At 55.9% G+C, this 19507-nt stretch carries 23 protein-coding genes; 22 read left to right on the forward strand and 1 reads right to left on the reverse strand.

Going from position 1 to position 19507, the window contains the following annotated elements:
* Positions 1-48: 48 nt before the first annotated feature.
* The 4 genes from yunB to cysK all read left to right on the forward strand — a co-directional run bounded on the left by yunB (position 49) and on the right by cysK (position 2555).
* Positions 49-714: a sporulation protein YunB gene (gene yunB, locus MOST_RS11855; RefSeq protein WP_054935449.1), complete on the forward strand. Its 666-nt coding sequence runs from the start codon at positions 49-51 to the stop codon at positions 712-714.
* A 170-nt stretch (positions 715-884) separates the two neighbouring features.
* A complete protein-coding gene (locus tag MOST_RS11860) occupies positions 885-1316 on the forward strand; it encodes a DUF3842 family protein (protein WP_054935469.1) in 432 nt (143 codons plus the stop codon).
* Entirely contained in the window at positions 1309-1500 is a 192-nt protein-coding gene (locus MOST_RS11865) for a CooT family nickel-binding protein (RefSeq protein ID WP_054935450.1), read from the forward strand. Before MOST_RS11860 ends, MOST_RS11865 begins: the two co-directional genes overlap by 8 nt.
* Positions 1501-1634: 134 nt before the next feature.
* Positions 1635-2555 carry a cysteine synthase A gene (cysK, locus tag MOST_RS11870; RefSeq protein ID WP_054935451.1) on the forward strand — a complete coding sequence of 307 codons (921 nt, stop codon included), beginning with the start codon at positions 1635-1637 and terminating at the stop codon, positions 2553-2555.
* 156 nt (positions 2556-2711) lie between these two features.
* On the opposite strand, the gene MOST_RS18355 is transcribed toward cysK, so the two are convergent.
* A complete protein-coding gene (locus MOST_RS18355; protein WP_054935452.1) occupies positions 2712-3410 on the reverse strand; it encodes a CAP domain-containing protein in 699 nt (232 codons plus the stop codon).
* 305 nt (positions 3411-3715) lie between these two features.
* Here MOST_RS18355 and MOST_RS11880 point away from each other — a divergent pair, with 305 nt between their 5' ends.
* The 18 genes from MOST_RS11880 to MOST_RS11965 all read left to right on the forward strand — a co-directional run bounded on the left by MOST_RS11880 (position 3716) and on the right by MOST_RS11965 (position 19362).
* Complete coding sequence (locus tag MOST_RS11880) at positions 3716-4474, forward strand: YebC/PmpR family DNA-binding transcriptional regulator (protein WP_054935453.1); 759 nt, start codon at positions 3716-3718, stop codon at positions 4472-4474.
* Between the two features lie 71 nt (positions 4475-4545).
* Positions 4546-5103 (forward strand): hypothetical protein, encoded by a 558-nt coding sequence (locus MOST_RS11885; protein ID WP_054935454.1) that lies wholly within the window; start codon positions 4546-4548, stop codon positions 5101-5103.
* Positions 5104-5197: 94 nt separating this feature from the next.
* Entirely contained in the window at positions 5198-5704 is a 507-nt protein-coding gene (gene ruvC, locus MOST_RS11890) for a crossover junction endodeoxyribonuclease RuvC (RefSeq protein WP_054935455.1), read from the forward strand.
* On the forward strand, positions 5701-6321 hold the full coding sequence (gene ruvA, locus MOST_RS11895) for a Holliday junction branch migration protein RuvA (protein WP_054935456.1): 621 nt from the start codon (positions 5701-5703) through the stop codon (positions 6319-6321). The genes ruvC and ruvA overlap by 4 nt, the downstream gene beginning before the upstream one ends.
* A complete protein-coding gene (ruvB, locus tag MOST_RS11900; protein ID WP_054935457.1) occupies positions 6318-7328 on the forward strand; it encodes a Holliday junction branch migration DNA helicase RuvB in 1011 nt (336 codons plus the stop codon). Before ruvA ends, ruvB begins: the two co-directional genes overlap by 4 nt.
* 90 nt (positions 7329-7418) lie before the next feature.
* Complete coding sequence (locus MOST_RS11905) at positions 7419-7643, forward strand: DUF2905 domain-containing protein (RefSeq protein WP_054935458.1); 225 nt, start codon at positions 7419-7421, stop codon at positions 7641-7643.
* Between the two features lie 58 nt (positions 7644-7701).
* The gene (gene sigI, locus MOST_RS11910; RefSeq protein WP_106007168.1) at positions 7702-8424 is read left to right on the forward strand and encodes an RNA polymerase sigma factor SigI; all 723 of its coding nucleotides are present in this window, start codon (positions 7702-7704) and stop codon (positions 8422-8424) included.
* Complete coding sequence (locus tag MOST_RS11915) at positions 8417-9571, forward strand: anti-sigma factor domain-containing protein (RefSeq protein ID WP_054935460.1); 1155 nt, start codon at positions 8417-8419, stop codon at positions 9569-9571. The genes sigI and MOST_RS11915 overlap by 8 nt, the downstream gene beginning before the upstream one ends.
* Positions 9541-10992 (forward strand): SpoIID/LytB domain-containing protein, encoded by a 1452-nt coding sequence (locus MOST_RS11920; protein WP_054935461.1) that lies wholly within the window; start codon positions 9541-9543, stop codon positions 10990-10992. Before MOST_RS11915 ends, MOST_RS11920 begins: the two co-directional genes overlap by 31 nt.
* 25 nt (positions 10993-11017) lie before the next feature.
* Entirely contained in the window at positions 11018-12046 is a 1029-nt protein-coding gene (gene queA / locus MOST_RS11925) for a tRNA preQ1(34) S-adenosylmethionine ribosyltransferase-isomerase QueA (RefSeq protein WP_054935462.1), read from the forward strand.
* Between the two features lie 65 nt (positions 12047-12111).
* Positions 12112-13233 (forward strand): tRNA guanosine(34) transglycosylase Tgt, encoded by a 1122-nt coding sequence (gene tgt, locus MOST_RS11930; RefSeq protein WP_054935463.1) that lies wholly within the window; start codon positions 12112-12114, stop codon positions 13231-13233.
* Between the two features lie 80 nt (positions 13234-13313).
* Positions 13314-13583, forward strand: a complete 270-nt coding sequence (gene yajC, locus MOST_RS11935) for a preprotein translocase subunit YajC (protein WP_054935464.1) — start codon at positions 13314-13316, stop codon at positions 13581-13583.
* A 6-nt stretch (positions 13584-13589) separates the two neighbouring features.
* The gene (locus MOST_RS11940) at positions 13590-14255 is read left to right on the forward strand and encodes an HD domain-containing protein (protein WP_083476420.1); all 666 of its coding nucleotides are present in this window, start codon (positions 13590-13592) and stop codon (positions 14253-14255) included.
* Between the two features lie 109 nt (positions 14256-14364).
* Positions 14365-15651, forward strand: coding sequence for a protein translocase subunit SecD (gene secD / locus MOST_RS11945; protein ID WP_208974766.1), 1287 nt, complete (start codon positions 14365-14367; stop codon positions 15649-15651).
* Positions 15651-16586 (forward strand): protein translocase subunit SecF, encoded by a 936-nt coding sequence (secF, locus tag MOST_RS11950; RefSeq protein WP_054935465.1) that lies wholly within the window; start codon positions 15651-15653, stop codon positions 16584-16586. The genes secD and secF overlap by 1 nt, the downstream gene beginning before the upstream one ends.
* A 318-nt stretch (positions 16587-16904) precedes the next feature.
* Entirely contained in the window at positions 16905-17549 is a 645-nt protein-coding gene (locus MOST_RS11955) for a GntR family transcriptional regulator (RefSeq protein WP_054935466.1), read from the forward strand.
* 48 nt (positions 17550-17597) lie between these two features.
* Positions 17598-18728: a betaine/proline/choline family ABC transporter ATP-binding protein gene (locus tag MOST_RS11960; RefSeq protein ID WP_054935467.1), complete on the forward strand. Its 1131-nt coding sequence runs from the start codon at positions 17598-17600 to the stop codon at positions 18726-18728.
* Positions 18712-19362: an ABC transporter permease gene (locus MOST_RS11965; protein WP_054935468.1), complete on the forward strand. Its 651-nt coding sequence runs from the start codon at positions 18712-18714 to the stop codon at positions 19360-19362. Before MOST_RS11960 ends, MOST_RS11965 begins: the two co-directional genes overlap by 17 nt.
* The last annotated feature ends 145 nt before the right edge of the window (positions 19363-19507 follow it).

The raw sequence follows: 19507 nt of genomic DNA on the forward strand, positions 1-19507 counted from the left end.
ACATTTTAACCGCCCCCGGAGTATACTTCTATATGGGGGTGGTTTGCCTTGCGGCGGCGGTGGCGGCGACCGGGACGGCGGCCATGGGGAGCCCTGGCGCTGGTAATAGTAGCCGGCCTACTGGTGCTCTTCCTGTTAGAATGGCGCCTGCACCTGGCCCTGGAGACGGTAGCTGCGGCCCAGGCCCGCTGGGCAGCTACCGAGGCCATGCAGCAGGCAGTGCTGGATAAAGTAACCGGCCAGGTAAATTATAATAACCTGATTCAACCGGGCAGCAGCGATGGCCGGATAGTTTTCATGCAGGCCGACGCTTTGAGCATCAGCCGCCTCCAGGCCCAGGCCCAGCTGGCCATCCAGGAGCACCTGGCCCAGCTGAAAGGCAAAACCTATTACTTACCCCTGGGGCAAGTGCTGGGGCTAAAACTCCTGGCAGCCTACGGACCCCCGGTGCCTCTACGTTTTATTCCCCTGGGCACCGTTAACGTCAACGTAGGTGACACCTTTGAAGCCGCCGGTATCAACCAGACGCGCCACCGCATTTACCTCCAGGTAGAGAGCGAAGTCCAGGTAGTTGCCCCCTTCAGCAGGGAACAGGTAAAGGTTGCCTCTACCATCCCGGTGGCCGAGGCTATTATTGTCGGGCCAGTTCCCCAGACCTATATTTCTCTGGGGTCTGACTTTATAAAAGGTATTTTGCGGGCACCAGAATTTTAATTTTTCTTGTCCACCAGGCAGGAATCAGGCTTTTGAGGGCGAATATATCATCATAAAGCGGTGTGGAGACCGCGCTGGATGGAAGGCCACGAGGAGGTCGGAGTCGACACTGGAGTCGACAAGGTTCCCTGTGGCCCTTTTTGCATTTCATAACAAGGAGTGGGTTATACCTGCGGATAGCAGTAGTAGACGGGCAGGGGGGCGGCATCGGCAAGCATATTACCGCCAGGCTCAGGGAAGAATTGCCACCAGAGGTAGAAATTCTGGCCTTGGGGACTAACGCTGCCGCTACCGTAGCCATGCTCAAGGCCGGGGCCAATGAAGGGGCTACCGGGGAAAGGGCCATTATCTATAACGCTCCCCGGGTAGATGCCATTACCGGTTCCGTGGCCATCCTTATAGCCGACGCCATGCTGGGGGAACTGACGCCGGCCATGGCTGCGGCCATTGCCGCCAGCCCGGCCCGTAAATTTCTCCTGCCTCTAAATAAAGCCGGGGTGGAAATAATCGGTGTTGTAGCCGAACCCTTACCCCACCTGATTGATGCCCTGGCGCGGCGTCTCAAAACCTTTTACGAAGGAGGAACGCGAAAAGATGTGTGAAGCCAATGCTTATCTATTGAAAGAGGACGGGGAGGAGGAGCTGGTCTTTGAAAATGTGGACCGGGTCCTGCCCCGGGAAGATGGTATCCTCATGGAAGACATCTTTGGTAAAAAGAAAATCCTGCGCGCCCGCATCAAAGAAATGGCCCTGGTCGATCATAAAATTTTCCTCGAGGCCATATAAATCCGGGCATTTATGCCAGCCAAGCCACTGCATAATACTGAGGTGCAGTGGCTTTTCACTTGACACAGCCTGTACTGGAAGTTAAAATGTAATTAATTCCGATAAGCATACTATACATTAAGGAGGAAGTAACCATGCAGGTAGCCACCGACATAACCCAGCTAATCGGCCGGACTCCAGTGGTACGCTTAAACCGCCTGACGGAGAATGGGGCGGCAGTATATGTCAAGCTGGAATACTTTAATCCCGGGGCGAGCGTAAAAGACCGGATCGCCCTCAGCATGATTGAAGCTGCGGAAGCAGAGGGCAAACTTAAACCGGGTGCCACCATCGTAGAACCCACCAGCGGCAATACCGGTATTGGCCTGGCCATGGTAGCAGCGGTCCGCGGTTACCGCTTAATACTGGTCATGCCGGAAACCATGAGCATTGAACGCCGCAAACTCCTGGCGGCCTATGGCGCCGAATTTATCCTGACACCGGGCCACTTGGGTATGAAGGGGGCCGTAGACAAAGCCCTGGAATTAGTCCGGGAAAACCCTGATTATTTCATGCCCCAGCAGTTTGAAAACCCGGCCAACCCCGACGTGCACCGCCGTACCACGGCCCGGGAAATTTTAGAGCAAATGGACAAAGATCTGGATGCCTTTGTGGCCGGCGTAGGTACCGGCGGCACCATTACCGGCGTCGGCGAGGTCCTAAAGCAGGAAATTCCGGGGGTAAAAATAATTGCCGTGGAACCGGCGGCTTCCCCCGTCCTTTCCGGGGGCCAGCCGGGACCTCATAAGATCCAGGGGATCGGGGCCGGATTTGTCCCGCAGGTCCTCCGCCGCGAGGTAATCGATGAGATTATTACCGTCTCCAACGAAGACGCCCTCATCACCGCCCGGCGCCTGGCCCGGGAGGAAGGCCTGCTGGTGGGCATCTCTGCCGGCGCAGCCGTTTATGCCGCCCTGCAGGTGGCCCGGCGCCTGGGCAGCGGGAAAAAAGTCCTGGCCATTGCCCCGGATACGGGCGAGCGCTATCTCAGTACCGAACTTTTTAAAGTCGGGTAGTTTAATATCCAGATTAAATAGCCCCTTTTAACCCACCGGCCAGGTTAAAAGGGGCCATTCATACTTAATTGTGAAATCAGGCACAAAAGCGGAGAGAAAGCGTTCCTCTTTACATAACAAAAAGGCAAGGAGTTAATCCCTTGCCTTGCTTTTTCTCTACTTCCCGATGAATTCCTGCACCCAGTAGTTACCGTAGCTACCGCCTCGGGCATAGCCTACGCCAATAGTCGTAAAGCTGGCATTTAAAATATTGCTGCGGTGGCCGGGGCTACCCATCCAGGCAGCTACCACAGCTTCAGGAGTTCGATAACCGGCGGCAATGTTTTCCCCGGCGGTACGGTAAGTAATACCAAATTTTCGTAACATGGCAAAGAAGGAACCGTAGACAGGTGAATCGTGGCCAAAATAATTATTATCCCGCATGTCCTCTGCCTTGAGACGCGCTACTTTAGCCAGTTGCAGATCTACGGCTAACGGTTTCAGCCCGGCCTTAGCCCGCTCGGCGTTGACCAGGTCAACGACCTTCTGCTCAAACTGGCTTAGCTGGTAGCTGCCGCTTGCAGGCTGGGGTGCAGGTTGAGGTGCGGGCGCTGGTGCCGGTTGGGGTGCCGGCTGCGGTTCGGGAACTGGAGCCGGTGCCGGCTGGGGTTGGGGTGCCGGGGCCGGTTGGGGTTGAGATGCCGGTTGCGGGCGGTAATACCTGATGTATAAATAATTTTGCGGTGAGAAATGGAAAGCATAATAGTTACCATAGTAAGTTGCAGCTTGAACAGGTGTGACCGGTACGATAGCCAGGGTTGTGACAATTAATAATACAGCCAGGGATGCGGCCCGGGTTTTGAATTTAGACCGCAAAACTAACCCCTCCTTTACAAACCTAATTACTTTAACGCCCGGCGGACCAATAAAAAATCCACCCCCCTCCAACGCCTGTGAGGTTAGCTCGTAAAAGAAATTCGGCGTTTCTGGTGGCCATGACGTTAAAGTAACTGATGGTATTTTACCATATAGAAGCCAAAAAAGTTAACATAAAATTCTTCCAATCTTCGAGGTAAAATATTACAGTGATTTCCGGCAATGGATAATAAGGCTTATTGCTTAATTACCGTTTTGTATGCTAGAATTTTAACGGCAGTTAGAGGTGAGAGGGGGGTCAAAAAATGTCCGGACATTCCAAGTGGGCCAATATAAAACATCGTAAGGCCAAAGCCGATGAAAAGCGGGGCCGCCTCTTTACTAAAATAGGGCGGGAGATTATCATTGCCGCCCGGCAGGGAGGCGGTGACCCTGAAGGTAACCCGCGTTTGAAGGCAGCCATCGCCCGGGCCAAGGAAGTTAATATGCCCAATGAGAATATCCAGCGGGCCATTATGCGCGGTACCGGCGAGATTGAAGGCGCAGCCTATGAAGAAATGGTTTATGAAGGCTATGGCCCCGGCGGAGTAGCCATGCTGCTTAATATTGCCACTGACAACCGCAACCGCACGGCTTCAGAAATCCGGTATATCTTTTCGCGCAACGGCGGAAGTTTGGGGGAAAGCGGCTGTGTAGCCTGGATGTTTAACCCCAAGGGCGTCATTAGCGTAGAAGTCCCGGCGGGAGAAAAGCGGGAAGAATTAATCCTCCAGGCCATAGAGGCCGGGGCTGAAGATGTTGATGATAGTGATGCCGAAGCCCTGGAAATAAAGACGGCTCCCGAGGACCTGGAGAGGGTAAAGAAAGCCCTGCAGGAAGCCGGGGCGGCCATTACCAGCGCCGCAATAGAAATGGTACCCCAGACGACAGTAACCATTGATGACCCGGAAATGGCCGCGAAAGTCATGCGCCTGGTGGACCGCCTGGAGGATCACGATGACGTCCAGGCAGTCTATACCAACGCCGACATTCCTGCTGCCATTATGGAGCAAGTGGAGTTATAACCTGGTATAAAACTCCGTCGCGCCGGCAAAGCTAGAAGGTGTGGTAATTCCTGTTATGAGGAGGCGCCACCGTGGGCGACGTTAGCCGGCGCTTTATTTTTATTGGCCTCGTGATTTTTCTCCTCGGAGGGCTGGTAGCTTTCCAGGAGGCCAGGGTCAGTACCGGGCAAAGACCGGTTATCTTAAGGGTGCCGGGCCTTCTGGAGCCGCGGGTGCTGGAGGAGCCGCGCCTGGAGAGATATTACCGCGACTGCGGTCACAGGGAACCCATTCCTTTACCGGCAGGGATCAAGTGGAACTGGGCCGGTAATGAAGAATTGAGCATCCTTTTCCCGCCTCCCGAGGGATGGCGCATAACCCGGGAGGGGGAACGCCTGGTCATCACCCAGGAGGTAGATGGTCTTTGCCCTGCCGATGCTCCCAAACGCCACCTGGCCGTCAAGGATGGCCTGGTGGCCATTTACCAGGGCCCGGCCGGCAGCCTGGGGCCACTAATGCGGGTGACGAACCTGAAATTTACTTCCCTGCCGCCCAGCTGGCGGGAAAAAATAGAAAATGGCCAGGCAGAATTTAACTCCGAACAAGAAGTCCTGGAAGCCCTGGACAGCCTGGATGAATTCCGCCCCTAGAGGTCAGCGCTGGAAGAGCGCTGATTTTTATTTTGGTTCAAAAAAAGGAAGTACTATCTTTAACGTCGAATAATTGCCAGGGAGGAGTTAAAGGATGTTGATCCTGGGAATCGACCCTGGTACAGCTATTGTTGGCTATGGCCTGGTACAGGCGGCGACTGCGGGGCACCTGCAGGCTTTTGCCTATGGCTGCATCCGGACGCCGGCAGGGGAAAAAGCAAGCCTGCGCTTGGCCCTGATTTACGACCAACTGCAGGAGATAATAAAAAACTACCGGCCGGATATTATGGCCATTGAAGAACTCTTTTTTAATAAAAACAGCCGCACGGCCCTGGCGGTAGGCCAGGCCCGGGGGGTGGCGTTGCTCGCGGCGGCTCATGCGGGCCTTCCCGTTGCCGAGTACACGCCCCTGGAAGTTAAACAGGCGGTGGCCGGTTTCGGCCGGGCTCCCAAGGAACAGGTCCAGCGGATGGTTCAGGCCCTGCTGGGGCTTAAAAGCCGGCCGGACCCCGATGATGTGGCCGATGCCCTGGCCGTGGCCATTTGCCACGCCAGTTTGGCTCCCTGGCGCCAGCGGGAAGTCGGGGTGTTGCAGCAGTGATTGGTTACCTGCGAGGCCAGTTACGCCAGGTAATGCCGGAAGGTATTTTGGTGGAAACCGGGGGCATCGGCTGGTTCGTCCGTACACCGCCCGCGCAATCCTGGCCGCCTCCAGGGACAGAGGTTGCCGTCTATACTCACCTGGTAGTCAGGGAAGACGCCCTGGAGCTGTACGGCTTTACCCGGCCCGAGGGGCTAAGGTTTTTTACCCTTTTACTGGGGGTGGCCGGCATTGGACCCCGCGGTGCCCTCCAGGTCCTGGCGGCAGCGGCTCCGGAACAGCTGGCGCGGGCTATTGTTGCCGAAGATACTGCCTTTCTGACTGCCCTGCCCGGCATCGGGGCCAAGAAGGCCAGGCGCCTGCTCCTGGAATTAAAGGACGCCATTCTAAAATCCGGGCTGGCCGGTGAGGCCGGGGCAACGGCCAGGGTAGCAGGGGATGGCGGGGCCGGCGATAATGATGAAGCCCTGGCCGCCCTCCTGGCCCTGGGCTACAGCCGGGATGAGATAAGCCCGGTCCTAGCCAGGGTTAAGGCGGAACTGGGGCCGGAGGCTGATACGACGGCCGTCCTCCAGGGAGTGTTGAAAACTATAGGCCGGGGAGGTGGGGCTGATTGACGGCAGAGCGTTTGCTGGCCGGGAACCTGCACCGGGAAGACGAAGAACTGGAAGTGAGCTTGCGCCCGCGCCGCCTGGCCGAATATATCGGCCAGGAGCATGTCAAGGAAACATTGAGCATCTTTATCCAGGCGGCCCGGGAGCGGGGGGAAGCCCTGGATCACGTCCTGCTTTACGGCCCGCCCGGCCTGGGGAAGACCACCCTGGCCGGGATCATTGCCAACGAGCTGGGGGTAAGTTTAAGGGTTACCTCGGGGCCGGCCCTGGAACGAGCCGGGGACCTGGCCGCCATTCTTACCAATTTACAGCCCCGGGACGTCCTCTTTATTGATGAAGTCCACCGCCTGCCCCGCCAGGTGGAGGAGATCCTGTACCCGGCCATGGAAGATTTTGCCCTGGATATTATTCTGGGTAAAGGCCCCGGCGCCCGCTCCATCCGCCTGGATTTACCCCCTTTTACCCTGGTGGGGGCTACTACCAGGGCCGGGTTGTTGTCTTCGCCTTTAAGGGATCGCTTTGGCATTAATTCCCGGCTGGAGTTTTACCGGATAGAGGAGCTGGAGCAAATTATTCTCCGGGCGGCAGCCATCCTGCAGGTAGGTATTGAGCCTGAAGGGGCCAGGGAGATTGCCTGCCGCGCCCGGGGAACGCCCCGGGTGGCCAACCGCCTGCTGAAAAGGGTGCGGGATTACGCCGAAGTCCGTGCCGGGGGGATAATTACCAGGGAGGTAGCCAGGGAAGCCTTAGAACTCCTGCAAGTCGACTCCTTAGGCCTGGACAGCTCCGACCGCCGCCTGTTGTTAACCCTCATCAAGAAATTTAACGGTGGCCCGGTGGGGCTGGAAACCCTGGCGGCGGCCATCAGCGAAGAGCCGGATACCATAGAGGATGTCTATGAGCCATTTTTGCTCCAGCACGGCTTTATCCAGCGCAGCCCCCGGGGCCGCATGGCCACACCCAGGGCTTACGAGCACCTGGGGATAACGAGAATGGATAGCCTGTTTTGAAATATGAATGAAAATGCCTGGCTGGCATTTGTCGGAAGCGAGCGAGACAATGCCAGCCTACGATAGAGTTATTTTCGAAGGAGGACACCAATGGGCGACTGGAGTTTTTTCGGCAAAATGCTGCTGGGGATGGGGCTGCTAATTGCCCTGATGGGTTTAATCCTCCTTGGGATGGGTAAACTCTTTTCCTTCGGGCGCCTGCCGGGGGACATTTACATCCAGAAGGGCAACTTCACCTTCTATTTCCCCTTACTGAGTTCCCTCCTCTTAAGCCTCATCCTCACCATCGTCTTAAACTTAATCTTCCGCCGTTAGCCTCCAGTAGTCGGAAAACGTCAAGGCCTTACGAATACTATGAGAGGTGAGGCTAAAAGTGCCACCGGAAGCAGACCCCAACCAGTTACTGCTTCAGGCGAGGAACGGGGATGCCGGGGCCAGGGAGGAATTAATCCGCCGCTTTACACCCTTTATCCTGGCCGTCGTTTCCAGGGCAACAGGTCATTTTATCCGCCTGGGGGAAGATGACGAGGCTAGCGTCGGCCTGATGGCCTTTAACGAAGCCATCGATAGTTTCCGCCCGGGCGGTGGCTCCAACTTTTTAACCCTGGCCGAGACCATTATCCGCCGCCGTTTAGTTGACTATTTTCGCCGGGAAGGGCGGCACCGGCGGGTACTATCCTTACAGGCCCTGGAGAACGAAACGGCAGCCACCGTCGATCCCCTGGGCGGAGAAGAGATAAACCTGGTCAACGAACTAGCCGACCGGCGCCGGGAAATAGAGCGCTACCGGGAAGAACTGGCTGAGTTTGGCATAACCTTCAAGGACCTGGTCAAGGCCAGCCCCCAGCACCGGGACGCCCGTGACCGAGCCCTGGCAGCCGCCCGGGTAGTGGCAGCCAACCCCCTCTTCAGCCAGTACCTCCGGGAACGCAAAGCTTTGCCCCTGAAAGCCCTGGTAAAATCCATGGAAACCAGCCGCAAAACCCTGGAGCGCCACCGCAAATATATTATCGCCGCAGCACTCATGCTGATGGGCGATTATGAATACCTGGCAGACTACATAGGTCAAAGCAAAAGGGGTGGTCAGGATGCTTGACGCTGAGCGGGGGCTGGTGGTGGCCAGGCAGGGAAATGAGGTTATTGTTTTGACCCCTGAGGGGGAGTGGCGCACCCTCCACCTGACCGGCCTGCTGCCAGAAGTAGGGGAAGAGGTAATGTTGCCCCTGGTTAAAAAGAGGCCCCCCTGGCAGGCTATGATGGCAGCAGCGGCAGTAATCTTATTGCTTTTTCTGGCCCTCCCCCTGGCACGCCGGGCCATGGCGCCGCCAACCCCCGGTCAACTGGCCTTTTATATTAATATCGACATCAATCCTAGCATTGAACTGGCGGTGGATGACCGGGAAAGGGTGCTCAGTGCCCGGGGATTAAATAGCGATGGGGAAAAGTTGCTGGCTGGCGTTGCCCTTAAAGATGAAAAAGCAGCTATCGCTATCCAGGTCCTGACCAGGGAAGCCGTGCGCCAGGGTTACTATCTGCCCGACCGCCAGGGAGCCATGGTGGTAACAGTGATCCCTGCTGCCGGTGCCGGCCAGGAAAAACTGGCAGCCGGCGATGAACTGGGCCAGAAGTTAACCCGCGAGGCCCGGAATGTCCTGCAACAGGCCCGGGTCCAGGCGGTAGTGGAGGCGGCTACCGTCCAGCCGGAAATCCGCCAGCACGCTGAAGCCACCGGCCTGTCGGCGGGGAAATACAGCATCCTCCTGGAAGCCCTCGATGCTGGACTCCCGGTTACGGCGGCTGACCTGCAAAAAGATAGCCTGGCCAGGGTCCTGGCGAGGTTTGACACTAACTGGGAGCAGTTATTGCAAAAGCTGCAGCAGGATAAAGACCTTTTGCAGAAGGAGCAGCAGCTGGGCCCAACCCTCAAGAGAGCCCTGGGGCAACAGGTTGCAGGTGGTAATAGTTATGACAACCAGCGTGGCAACGACCGGGGCCCGCGTGAGAAGGCGGAAAATATTGCCGGTAATCAAGACCGGCCGGGGCAGTCATCTAACCGTAACGAACTTGAGGTTGCCCCGGGTAATAAAGGGACCAGAGTTGAGGTGTTCACTGAGAAGGGGAGGAGCGGTACCCCTGGAATTCCAGGGGAATCTTTACGGCCCGGCCATAACCAGGTAGATCGGGTAGATAGCGGTAAAGGGGAGAAGAAAAATTGGGAAATAAAATCTTCCCGCAAGGACTAGCGGTTGCTCTCCTGGCTGCTTTGCTCCTGGTTTTGGCAACGATACCGGCAGGTGCCGTCTCTAAAGGGGACATACCAGTAATCCGGGTCTTGCTCGATGGCGAACTGGAGCAGGTGGACTTCCAGGTTGAACAGGGGAGTTACCAGTTAATTGATGGCCATAGCGGTAAGGAAATCAGCCCGGTAAAGGCGGGAGAAAAGTGGACGGTGAAAAAAAACGGCGCTGATTGGCAATTAAGCCGGGAGAGTACGCCGCTGCCGGGTACCTTCGGCGGTCCTATCCAGCTTAAGGCCAGGGACGCTGGGACTTTAAATCTCTTCCGCTACCAGGGGCAGCGTTACCGGGGCAGCTTAAATATTCTCAAGGGGGACAATGGCCTGATGGCCATCAATACCCTGGACCTGGAGCAATACCTCTACGGCGTGGTGGGCAGGGAAATGCCGGCCAGTGCCGGCCTGGAGGCCCTCAAGGCCCAGGCTGTGATTGCCCGCTCCTACGCCGTCACCAGGTTGAAACCAGCCGCCCTATATGATGTCACCGATGATACCATGACGCAGGTCTATGGCGGTTATGAAGCCGAGGTCAACTATGGTCCTTATCGCGATAAAGTCATTCAAGCCGTTGATGCCACCCGCGGGCTAGTAATTTACTATGACGGCAAGGTTATCGAGGCCTACTTTCATGCTAATGCCGGCGGCTATACCGAGGACAGCGAGAATGTCTGGAGCAATCCCCTGCCCTACCTGCGCGGGGTACCTTCACCGGAGGATGAGTGGGCTTTAAGGTATCCCCACCAGGCGGCCAACGGCTGGCCGGCCAACAATTATTCCTGGACCATAACCCTGACCCGGCAGCAGGTCCAGGAAAAAGTTAATGCCTGGCTGGCCGAGCAGGGCCAGGGGGCAAGTGGGGATGTTGTTGACCTGGTTCTTTCCCGCCTGCGCAGGGACGAACAGGGGGAAACGGTGTCCGGCCGGGTCACCAGGATGGATATCCGCACGACCACAGGAACGGCATCTGCCTTCCGGGATGGGATACGGGCCGTTTTCGGCCGGGATGTTCTGAAGAGCACTTTATTTAACGTGCAGATGGATTCTACAGTCCACATCGTCGACGGCTCCGGCGGGCAGCGTGCCGTGAATTACGGTGCCGAACTGGTGGCCCTGGGAGCCGGCGGGGTGATGAATGCCCCCAACGGCGCCGCCGGGGAGTATATGGTAGCCGGCCGGGATGGTACTCGCAGCGTACCGAAGATGTTCCGCCAGGTAGTTTTCCAGGGTCAGGGCAACGGCCATGGCTTAGGCTTAAGCCAGTGGGGCGCCATGGGGATGGCGGAAAAAGGGTATACTTACCAGCAAATTATTGAACACTATTATAACCAGGACCGCTTTGACGGCCGCTTAAAGATTGCTCCGCTGTAAACATAGCAGTAGGTGAGAGATTGATTTGCGTCTTGAAGAATTCGACTATGATCTCCCTCCGGAATTGATAGCCCAGACACCGGCGGAGCCGCGGGATGCCTCGCGGCTCCTTGTCCTGCACCGGGACAGGGACTACCTGGAACACCGCCATTTTTACGACCTGCCGGCTTATCTCCACCCCGGGGATGTCCTGGTTTTAAATGAGACCAGGGTGATACCGGCCCGCCTCTGGGGACGCCGGGCCGGTACGGGGGCCAGGATCGAAGTGCTTTTGTTGACGCAACGCGACCGGGATACCTGGGAAGCCCTGGTGCGGCCGGGGCGGCGGGTGCCGGTGGGTACGGAGATAATCTTTGGCCAGGGAGAACTGAGGGCCCGGGCCATGGCAACGACTGGCACCGGGGGGCGGGTACTGCAGTTTTCTTACCGGGAAGGTCCCCTTGAAGCCCTCCTGGACCGCCTGGGGGAGATGCCCCTGCCGCCTTATATTAAAGAGAAGCCGGAGGACCCCGGGCGTTACCAGACGGTTTATGCCCGGGTGGAAGGCTCGGCAGCAGCGCCGACGGCCGGCCTGCACTTTACCCCCCGCCTCCTGGAGCAACTGCGGGAGCAGGGGGTGAAAATAGTCAACCTCCTTCTCCATGTCGGCTTGGGTACTTTCCGCCCCGTTAAGGTGGAAAACATCGAAGAACACCAGATGCATGCCGAGTACTACGAAGTGACCCCGGAGGCAGCGGCGGCCATTAATGTTGCCCGCGCCCGGGGAGGAAGGGTAGTGGCCGTGGGTACGACGGTAGTCCGCACCCTGGAGACGGTAGCTACTGATGATGGCCTTATCCAGCCAGGGAGCGGCTGGACGGATATCTTTATTTATCCCGGCTACCGCTTCAAGGCCATTGACTGCCTCATCACCAACTTCCACCTGCCCAAATCGACCCTCATCATGCTGGTGAGCGCTTTTGCCGGCCGGGAAAAAATCCTGGCCGCCTACAGGACTGCTGTGGCGGAGGGTTACCGCTTCTTCAGCTTCGGGGATGCGATGCTGATCTTGTAGCGAAAACAAAGCCAGCCCTACGAAAGAGTTATTTTCGGATTATTAGTTTAGGAGGAAATACTCATTTGCCCGCTGTAACCTTTACCGTACTCAAACGTGACCGGGCCACCGGCGCCCGCCTGGGGCGACTTAAAACTCCCCATGGCACCATCGAGACGCCGATCTTCATGCCCGTCGGCACCCAGGCCACCGTCAAAACTATGACGCCGGAAGAAGTGGCCGGAGTGGGAGCCCAAATTATCCTGGCCAATACTTATCACCTTTACCTCCGCCCTGGTGCCGACATCATCCGGGAAGCCGGGGGCCTGCACAACTTCATGCACTGGGAAAAACCCATTCTCACCGACAGCGGCGGTTTCCAGGTCTTTAGCCTGGCCGATTTGCGGGAAATCAGCGATGCAGGCGTGACTTTTCGCTCCCACCTGGACGGCTCGACCCACTTCATGGGACCGGCGGAATCCATGGCCGTCCAGGAAGCCCTGGGTTCCGATATTGCCATGGCCTTTGATGAGTGTGTCGCCTACCCGGCCAGCCGGGAAGAAGTAGAAGCGGGCGTGGAGCGCACCAGCCGCTGGGCGGAAATTTGCCTGCAGGTCCACCGCCGGGAGGACCAGGCGGTGTTTGGCATTATCCAGGGCGGGGTAATTCCCGAATTGCGCCGCCGCAGCGCCCGGGAGATTACGGCCCTGGATTTTCCCGGTTACGGCATAGGGGGCCTGAGCGTCGGCGAACCCAAGGAATTGATGTACAGCATCCTGGAGGACCTGCAGGGATATCTACCCGAAAACAAGCCCCGGTATCTCATGGGGGTCGGTTCTCCGGACTGCCTGATCGAAGGAGTAAAAAGGGGGGTAGATATGTTTGACTGCGTCCTGCCCACCCGCATTGCCCGCAACGGCACGGTAATGACCACTTACGGCAAGCTAGTGGTGCGTAACGCTGCCTATGCCCGGGATTTCCGCCCCCTGGACCCGGAGTGCGACTGCTATACCTGCCGCCACTACAGCCGGGCCTACATCCGGCACCTGCTCAAGGTAGATGAAATCCTGGGTCTCAGGCTGACAACCATTCACAATTTATATTTCCTGCTGAAGTTGATGCACCGTATTCGCCAGGCCATCGCCAGTAATGACCTGGAAGCTTTTGAAGCCGACTTTTATGCCAAATATAATTCGGGAAAAATCTAAAGGGGGGCAGGTATTATCCATACCTGCGTCGAATGTTAAGGAGTTAAAGACCAAATTAAAGCAAGGATGGTGGTTGTTTCATGCAGCAATGGGCGGGAACCATTTTTTACATGCTGATCTTCTTTGGGATCCTCTATTTCCTGATGATCCGGCCACAGCAAAAGCAACAAAAAAGGCGCCAGGAAATGCTGAACAGCTTGAAGGTGGACGACCGGGTGGTCCTGGCTGGCGGGTTGCATGGCCGGATAACAAAAATCAAAGATAGAACCTTGATGGTCCGCATTGCCGATAGGGTTGAGGTCGAGGTGGACAAGGGCGGGGTAGCCTATGTGCCGGGACAGGAGGAATAATCAGGCTTGGCGCCAGTGACCCTGGAAGATGTTAAAAAGGATCCCGAGGTAGAAGAGCTTATTGTTAAAGGTAATGAACACCTGGGAGCCATGGGTTTTACCGAACACAGCCACCGCCATTTGAGCCTGGTGGCCAAGATCAGCTATAACGTACTGGAACACCTGGGTTATGACCGGAGGGTAGCCGAACTGGCGGCCATAGCCGGGTACCTGCATGATATCGGTAACGTTATTAGCCGGCAAGATCACGGCCAGACAGGGGCCTTGCTGGCTTACCGCATTTTGACCCGCTTGGGTATGCCTACCGTTGAGGTAGCTACCATTATGGGCGCCATCGGTAACCATGAAGAAGAATATGGCCAGGCCGTCAATACCGTAGGTGCGGCCCTCATCCTGGCGGATAAATCCGATGTCCACCGCTCCCGGGTGCGCAATAGTGATATCAGCACCTTTGATATCCACGACCGGGTCAATTACGCCGTCCAGCACTCTTTTTTACGGGTAGATGCTTCCAGGCGTACCATTACCCTGGAACTGACCATTGACCTCTCCATCAGCACACCCATGGAGTATTTTGAAATCTTCCTGATGCGGATGATGATGTGCCGGCGGGCCGCTGATTTCCTCGACTGCCATTTTGGACTGGTGGTGAACGAGGCCCGGCTCCTGTGAATTAGAAAAAACTGGTGCGGGTGGTATTTGCAGCAATTGACGGGCAACTCCGGCTGGAGTTATAATAGGTTGTCTGCAGTTGCATTCTGTCAAGGGAGGCAGGAGAGTTTTGGCAGGGGGGAAAGGAGCAGGCGGCTTCTTTAAGCTCGCCATTGTTTTTATCGCCATCCTGGCGCTAGGCATAGGGGCCTTTCAGCCTTTAATACGGGCCATGAAACTGGGCCTGGACTTGCGCGGCGGTGTTTATATTCTCGTCCAGGCCCAGAGCACAGCGGAACACGCGGTGACCAATGAGGACATGGTCGCCCTGGAACGGGTTATGCGCGACCGGGTCGACCAGCTGGGGATAGCTGAACCGGTGATCCAGCGGGAAGGCAGTGACCGCCTGATTATCCAGCTGGCCGGGTATGATAACCCGGAAGAGGCCGTTAAAATGATCGGCAAGACGGCCCAACTGGAGTTCCGCACCAGTGACGGCCAGGTTGTGGTCACCGGAAAAGACTTGAAGGACGCTAAAGCTGTGATAGACCAGCAGAGCCGGGAACCGGAAATCACCCTGAAATTTAATGCCGAGGGCACCAAAAAGTTTGCCGAAATAACCCAGAAGCTGGTCAGCAGCTACAGCTCGGGTGACCCCAAGCGGCATATAGCCATTTATCTGGATGATGATTTACTCACCAACCCCCACGTAGATGAAGCCATTCCCAGCGGCGAGGCAGTCATCAGGGGCGGCTTTGCTTCCTTCCAGGAGGCAGCCGACCTGGCAGCCCTCTTACGCGGCGGCGCCCTGCCGGTACCGGTACAGATTATTGAGCGCCGGGCAGTAGGCCCGACCCTGGGAGCGGATTCCCTGGCCAGGAGCAAGACGGCCGTCATCGTTGGCCTGGCCTTAATCGCCTTGTTTATGCTCGTTGTTTACCGCCTGCCGGGATTGGTGGCCAATTTGTCCCTGATTGTTTACAGCCTTATAGTCCTGGGGGTCCTGTGGGCTTTAAAGGCTACCCTGACGCTACCGGGCATAGCCGGCCTCTTGCTGTCGGTGGGTATGGCCGTTGACGCCAATATCATTATCTACGAGCGCCTCAAAGAAGAATTGCGCAACGGAAAGACTTTGCGGGCAGCCATTGATGCCGGCTTTAAGCGGGCCTTTACCACCATCTTTGACGCCAACGCCACAACGGTACTGGCGGCACTGGTCCTTTACTTCCTGGGCAGCGGCACGGTACGCGGTTTTGCCGTCACCCTCTCTTTAGGTATTGTCGCCAGCATGTTCACGGCCATAACCCTGACGCGTTTCCTCTTACACCTGGTCATTGGCGTACCGGCCTTCCACAAACTGTGGCTCTATGGGGTTAAAGAAGGGCAAATTCCGGTAGCGGCGAGGGGTGAGATTTAATGAACTTCAATTTTAACTTTGTCGGCAGGCGCAAGTGGTGGTATGCCCTTTCGCTGCTTATAATCATCCCGGGTCTTATAGCCATGGTCCTGAACTGGCCATCCCCCCTAAATTTTGGTATTGATTTCACCGGTGGGAATATTATCCAGGTCCAGTTCCAGCAACCGGTTAATGCCAACCAGGTCCGGGAGGTTCTCGGCGGTCTCAACCTGGGTAACAGCTCCATCCAGGCAGCGGGCAATAATGAGTTTCTGATCCGGACAACAGAACTCAATGAAGAGCAAACCGACCAGGTTATTGGTGCCTTGCGCGATAAACTGGGGCAGCTGGATTTAAAGCGTAACGAAAAGGTCGGCGCTACCATCGGCCGGGAACTGACCATTAAAGGTATCGAAGCCATGGCCATTGCCTGGGTCTTGATGATTATCTATATTACAATCCGCTTTGAATTTTTATCTGGGCTCGCGGCAATCCTGGCCCTGATTCACGACGTGCTGGTGACCATCGGTTTTTTTGCCATTTTCCGCTGGGAAGTGGACAGCACCTTTGTGGCGGCCATCCTTACCATTATCGGTTATTCTATAAATGATACCATTGTTATTTTTGACCGCATCCGGGAAAACTTACGGCTGCGCAAAAAGGAATCTATGGAGGAACTGGTCAATCGCAGTATTAACCAGACCCTGACCCGGTCTATTAATACCGTCCTGACGGTCGTCATCGCCCTGCTGGCTTTGATGCTCCTGGGCGGTGAGACCACCAGGACCTTTGCCCTGGCCATGCTCATCGGTACCATCAGCGGTGCCTACTCATCAATCTTTACCGCCAGCCCCTTATGGATCGATTTTCGTAAACTTAGCCGGGAACGCCACCGGCAGGCGGCAGTAACCAAGGCAGCGACCAAAGCCAAGACGCGCAAGGCTACTTCCCATTAGAGTTAGGTTATAAGAGGGCGTACCAGGAGATAGCCTGCAGGAGGTTTGCAGGCTATCTTTTATTATGTGCGCCCGCCATGGCCAGTGATCGAATGTTATAGTGAGCCTGTCCGTACAGTCAAAAACCACCTTACTCTTTCATGAAGAATAAGGTGGCTTTTTTGCGTTTTCCAACCAAGTGAAGAAATAATATTCTTGTCCTCACATTATGATAGCGGCTTCAGAACTGTTTTCGTAACTAAAAATTGCAGAGTGGTACAGGTTGACAGGTGACAATCTAAGTTATAATATAGAGTTGGCGATAAGGAGAGACTAAAAATGCACCATACAAATAGCGAAGAACTGGCCCGTTATGAACAAATCGCGCTAATGATTGCCGGCGAGATTCTCCGTGGAACTTACAGCGAAGGTGAAAGAGTATCGGGACGCACTATTTTAGCCGGGCAGTATGGAGTTTCGCCAGAAACAGTAAGAAAGGCCCTGGCGCTTCTGCAGGCGCGACAGGTGGTTGAAGTAGTTCCAGGGAGTGGGGTAATTATCCTTTCCCGTCAGGCCGCCCGGGACTTTATCGAGGATTTTCACGAACACAACTCCCTTGAGGTCTTGGAGCGCCGGCTGGATACCCTTATCAAACAGCGTAACAAGTTAAATGCGGAAATCGATAAACTGGTTAAAGAAATTGTGCACTTTAAAACCGGCATGCTCAAAAACATGCAGAATGCTGAAGAGGTCCTGGTTTCACCGGATTCACCCCTTGTGGGAAAAAGTGTGCAAGAGGCCCAATTGAGGACAGTTACGGGTGTTACCGTTACTGCTGTACGGCGCCGGGGCCGCTGGTACGCCTCTCCGGGGACAGAGCTTCGATTAAACGCGGGGGACTTGCTCCTGGTGGTGGGAAACCAGAAGGCGGTGGACCGGTTGCGCCAGCTGGCTGAAGGTAAACAAGCGCTTACTGACGGTTAATACCAGGCGTTCTTTAGCCTGAAACAACCCTGTTGAAAGGAGGACGCCATGCTTACCTTCGAACACGTCTCAAAAGTATATGACGGTAATCGAATAGCCGTAGCCGATTTCAACCTGAAGGTCGAAGCAGGGGAATTTATTGTGTTAATTGGCCCCAGCGGTTGTGGCAAGACCACCACCTTAAAAATGGTTAACCGTCTCATCGAGCCCACCTCCGGGGCCATCTACCTAAACGGCAAGGATATCCGGGAACAAAATCCTGTGGCGTTACGGCGGCAGATCGGCTACGTTATCCAGCAGATCGCCCTGTTTCCTAACATGACTATTGCTCAGAACGTGGATGTGGTACCCCGCCTGCTGGGATGGCCGGCAGAACGCCGCCGGCGGCGCGTCCGCGAATTACTGGAACTGGTGGGGATGGACCCTGATGAATACGCTGACCGTTACCCTTCAGAGCTAAGCGGGGGGCAGCAACAGCGTATCGGGGTGTTGCGTGCCCTGGCGGCAGAACCACCGCTCATCCTTATGGATGAGCCCTTTGGTGCCCTTGACCCCATTACGCGGGAAAACCTGCAGGAGGAATTGAAGTCCTTGCAGGACAAGCTGCACAAGACCATTCTTTTTGTTACCCACGATATGGACGAGGCACTGAAGCTTGCCGATCGGATTGTGGTAATGAAAGACGGTCACATCATTCAAGTCGCTGCGCCCGAAGAACTGTTGCGGCACCCGGCCAACGAGTTCATAGCGTCGTTCATCGGCAAAGATCGGCTGGCCCCCGGACTGGAATTGCGCACCGTAGAACAGGTTATGATTGGCGAACCGGTGACGGTGAGGCCCCATACGGGTGTGGCCGAAGGAGTTGCCACCATGCGTCGTAAAAAGGTAGATACGCTGCTGGTTACCGATGAATCTGGCCGGCTGTTAGGCGCCGTAACTATCGAGGAATTGAATCGCAACTACCAGCGGGCTCACCAGGTGCAGGATTTGATGGCGCGCGATGTTCCTGCAGTGATCGAGGGAACCCCGGCCCGTGAAGCTTTTGAGCTGATTATCCAGAAGAAGTTGGAATATCTGCCGGTAATGGACAGAGAGGGCCGCTTGAAGGGACTGGTCACCAGGACCAGCATGGTCAATGCCCTTGCATCCGTGGTATGGGGAGATGAGGCAGGTGCTTAGCTGGACGGAGTTTCTGGCTGCCAGAGGTTCAAGTATCCTCTCTGCTACCGGGGAACATTTGCTGCTTTCGCTAGGTGCGGTGCTGATGGGAACCCTTATCGCGGTGCCGTTGGGTATTCTACTCGCCCGCCATCAGCGAGCGGCGTCGGTGGTGCTCGGTATTTCCAGTACTATTCAAACCATTCCCAGCCTGGCGTTTTTTGGATTTGTTTTGCCTTTTCTTGGTATTGGTGTAGTTCCGGCCATGACTGTATTGTTCCTTTACTCGATTCTGCCTATCCTGCGCAACACCTATACCGGCATTCGTGAAGTAAACCCTGCCTACCTGGAAGCCGGCGCAGGTATGGGAATGAACCGGCGGCAGCTTTTAACCTGGATACAGTTCCCCTTAGCCTTCCCGGTTATCATGTCCGGCATCCGCGTTTCAACTGTCTATATTATCAGCTGGGCTACCCTTTCGGCTTTAATCGGCGCCGGTGGATTGGGCGATCCAATTCTTGCCGGCATCCACACCTATGACGCCAGGCTCATCATGGCTGGTGCGTTACCAGCTGCCCTGCTGGCCCTACTGGCCAGCTGGTCACTGGGTCTTGTAGAGCGTGCGGTAACCCCGCGGGGGCTGCGGCAGCGATAACCCGCCCGTTCAAAACCAATGAGAGCATTCCTGTAATGATGTAAGGTAGGTGTTGCCAATAAAAAAGCCTCCTGGTAAAAAAATAATAGACCAAAACAAACAAACCAACCAGGAGGCGAGAAACCGAATGAATGAGGTGCAAAAG

Source organism: Neomoorella stamsii (assembly GCF_002995805.1).
Lineage (GTDB): Bacteria > Bacillota > DSM-521 > Neomoorellales > Neomoorellaceae > Neomoorella > Neomoorella stamsii.